The organism is Desulfonatronospira sp. (assembly GCA_003563255.1).
Taxonomy (GTDB): domain Bacteria; phylum Desulfobacterota; class Desulfovibrionia; order Desulfovibrionales; family Desulfonatronovibrionaceae; genus Desulfonatronospira.
This window is the reverse complement of record PWSL01000384.1, coordinates 1-3363: the sequence shown is the minus strand read 5'-3', so window position 1 is coordinate 3363 and position 3363 is coordinate 1. Positions and strand designations below refer to the sequence as shown.

The 3363-nt window shown below is 46.1% G+C and carries 2 protein-coding genes; both read right to left on the bottom strand.

Features of this window, described 5'->3' with window-relative positions; translation table 11 throughout:
• Positions 1-614 precede the first annotated feature (614 nt).
• A complete protein-coding gene (locus QZP87_RS11195; protein ID WP_291323008.1) occupies positions 615-2735 on the bottom strand; it encodes a hypothetical protein in 2121 nt (706 codons plus the stop codon).
• A gap of 280 nt (positions 2736-3015) precedes the next feature.
• Positions 3016-3216: a hypothetical protein gene (locus tag QZP87_RS11190; protein WP_291323007.1), complete on the bottom strand. Its 201-nt coding sequence runs from the start codon at positions 3214-3216 to the stop codon at positions 3016-3018.
• Between the last annotated feature and the right edge of the window lie 147 nt (positions 3217-3363).

Here is a 3363-nt window from a genome sequence, read left to right as displayed (position 1 = left end):
TATTCATATGCTGACGGAGTTAAGCTGTAGGACTGCCTATTACCCAACTAACACAAACATGAAAGTAAGGATTTTTTCTTTTCTTGTTCCCAGGTTCCAGCCTGGGAACATTAAAAGAGTTTTTTGGCGCTTGGCACAAATTTCAGAACAACATGTTGTTTCATTTTCAAAGAAAGCCAAGAGGTTTTGCCCACGGAACATACGGAAGAACACTGAAGCTTTTATCGCTCCCACGCTCTGAGTGGGAGCGTATCTGGATCCAGCACTCACTTTTGGCAATGGAGAAATACCATAAAACAATAGTATTCAAAAGTGAGTGCTGGATCACTGGTGGACGAGGAGCGTCCGGAAGATGTTCCCACACAAAGCGTGGGAACAATAAAGGAATGATGCCCCGCAGGGGCCTCTTTTTCCGCGCAGGGTCGCGGAAAAAGCCTGGTGACTTACTCCTGAAACCCTGCCTGTCACGCATATAGCGTGATTAAACAAATCCGAAAGATTTCCTGCAAAGCAGGGTTTAACTGGGCTTGCCCCGTTAAACAACGCTGAAAGCGTTCCTGCGGAGCTTTACACTTCGCGTCAAGCGCGATATGTAAAGATGATTGTCCGCCCATTCAGTTAAGTATATCTCTGGTGCCTGCAAGGCTGGCAATATATTTTCCGCGGCTGAATTTTTGGTTGTACCTGAAAATGGTATCCACAAGAGGCATGTGCAGCCTGCCAAACTTTTCAGCATACATTCTGCTCAGCCAGCGAAAGTATTTTTCCATGCTCTTCATGCACTGGGGAAAGCATATCCGGCACAGCTCATCAATATACTCGTCGGCATGGTCATCAAAGTAATCATCAAGCATTGGTTTGGGGCCTGAAATTATGGGCTGATACTCCTGCACAAACACATACGCACCCGGAAGGGAGCGCAAAAACCTGAAGCGCTCCAGGTCCTGCTCAAGTGTTGTATCAAAACCATACATGCATACGAACTCAACATTATCCCGGGAAGAAAAGTTAAAAAGCGCATATTTTTCCCTGATCCTGTCCAGATTATGGCTGTCGTTGAGACTGAAATGATACACCGAGCGAGTAAATCTCACGTTACAGGACTGAATGGATCTGATTATTCGGGCATTTTCTTCATTAATCAGGCTCAGGTCCAAGGTCTGATTAAAGTTGACCTGCATTTTTCTGCGGCTGAGTTCTTCCAGCAGCTCTTGAGAGCCCGGGCAGGCCAGGATATTGTCATCCAGAAGAATCAGTTTTTCCCGCCCCCGGGCCAGAGTCTCAACATCGGCCACCTGCCGGGGCCGGCCTTCCTTGATGGGCACTATGCAAAAGCTGCACTTAAATGGGCAGCCTCTGGTCAAAAAGCCAATGGCCCTGTCCCCAAGCTCAGGGTAAAGCTCATAATCCGGCTGGAAATTTTCAATTTCATCCGGCAAACGTTTATGCAGATCAATGCCTGAGCCCCCGAACTCAATGCTGTATCCGTAATAGGTACGCAATCTTTGCAAATGATTATGTGACGACGCAACATTGAAAACAATGCTGGCAAAGACCATTTCCGCACCTCGGTAATACTCTGTTTTTCTGGCCAGCTTTATCCGGTATCCCTGCCGGCGATAGAAACCGGCCATCTTCATGAGAGCAGGGTTGGGCAGCCTGCTGTCCACATCTATGAGCAGAACTGTTCCTGAAGGTAGTTTGTCCGCACCAGTTCTGCTTTTGTTTTGCTTATTGGCAGGATTACGATACTTTTTAAAGCTTGGCAAAGTCTTGGACAACATTTTTGAACTGAGGCTGTATTGTGTGACTGAAGGCAGGGATATTATGAACTGCATGGCAGGAAAAATCCGGCTGAGCATCATAGTCCATTGCGGGAAATAATCCTCCTGGCAATACAGATCCGGGCGGTCCAGAACCATTATTCCCGGAAAATGCAAAGGATTGGGATGGCTGGGCAGAGCATCATGCAAATGCCTGGCTGCATCAATGACCGGCAGCAAAAGTGTTCTAAACTCAAGTGGTATGCTTTTCCAGAATCTGTTAAAATCAGCACCTTTTTCCATCAGACCGGAAATATCGATATTGAAGGATCGCGACATGTTGCCGAGCAGATCATTGAGTATCTGAGTGGGCATATAACGAACAAACCTGATGCTTCGGTAGCTGAGGTCGCTTAGAAAAGCTATGGGGCAGGTAAGTTTGCTCCCGGTATTGAACAGGCTGCTGATCCTTTTGAGCTGATAGAATGGATCAGAAATATTAAGATCAGTGTCCACCAGGTCTTCACTAAATCTGTTGCCATATGCCAGCAGCATATGTTTGGCAGGCAGGCTCCATTTGTATATAGGCAAAACCTGATATTTCAGCGGATTGTCAATAGCCTTTGCAGTAATTTTTTTTCCTTTTCCTGACTGATCTATCCGGACTCCACTGATTCCCGGCAGCTTTTCAAAAATTGTCTTGTTACCTGCAGTATGCTCCTGCCAGACAATCTGCATATTCAGATTTTTGTTTTCCCTGACCAGGCTGCGAAGAGGGAAGTCCATAACATGCAGATATGCAGTGCAGCCACTGCCGGCCAGGGCCAGAATACGAAGAACTTCAAGATTGTCTTTATAGTCACCGCTGCGAAGAATTGTAAACCTGCTTAGTCTGTTCCTGTTTGCAGCAGGCTTGAACAGAACCTGGTTATTAAGCAGCGAATTCTCAAAGCTCAGTTCGTATACATACATAACGGTTCTTGGTTCGTCGTTCTTGGTTCGTCGTTTTCGTCGTTCTTGGTTAACGAAGAACTAAGAACGAGAAACCAAGAACTGTTCCTGGTTAACGAATGGATAAGGGAAAGCAGGGGGCAGGCACCCAAGTCCTTGTTTTTTGTTGATGGAAAAAACAGACATTATAATACAAGGACTGGGAGAGCCAGTCCCCGTGCCACCTGCAAATGGCTAAACTGTTACGACATGAGCTATATATTATCCGGTTGCAGCAGAAAAGACAAGTTTACACTTCGCGTCAAGCGCGAAATGTAAAGATCATCTTTACACTTTGCGCTTGACGCGAAATGTAAAGAAACCATGTGTTGCCGGACCTGCGCATCCCGATCACGGTATCGATCTTACCCGGAAGCCAGGGCAGCCTGGCCTGCTTTGGGGTCATACGCGGCAGTTCCTGCTCATGAAAATCAGCTATCAGCTGGTCTATTATAGTCTGCATGATCAATAATTATATATTTTTTCAAAGACATGTAAATGAAAATTTGTCATTTTATGAAAGACTAACGCGGGCTTTGCCCGCAACCCAGATAAGAAAAGAGTTTTTAGCCCACCCCAGTAAAATGGGAAGAAATTTTACGGGGCAGGC

Bases quoted from the DNA above. Each gene is read 5' to 3' on its own strand.
- QZP87_RS11195 (WP_291323008.1), bottom strand. From the start codon at position 2,735: ATGTATGTATACGAACTGAGCTTTGAGAATTCGCTGCTTAATAACCAG.
- QZP87_RS11190 (WP_291323007.1), bottom strand. From the start codon at position 3,216: ATGCAGACTATAATAGACCAGCTGATAGCTGATTTTCATGAGCAGGAA.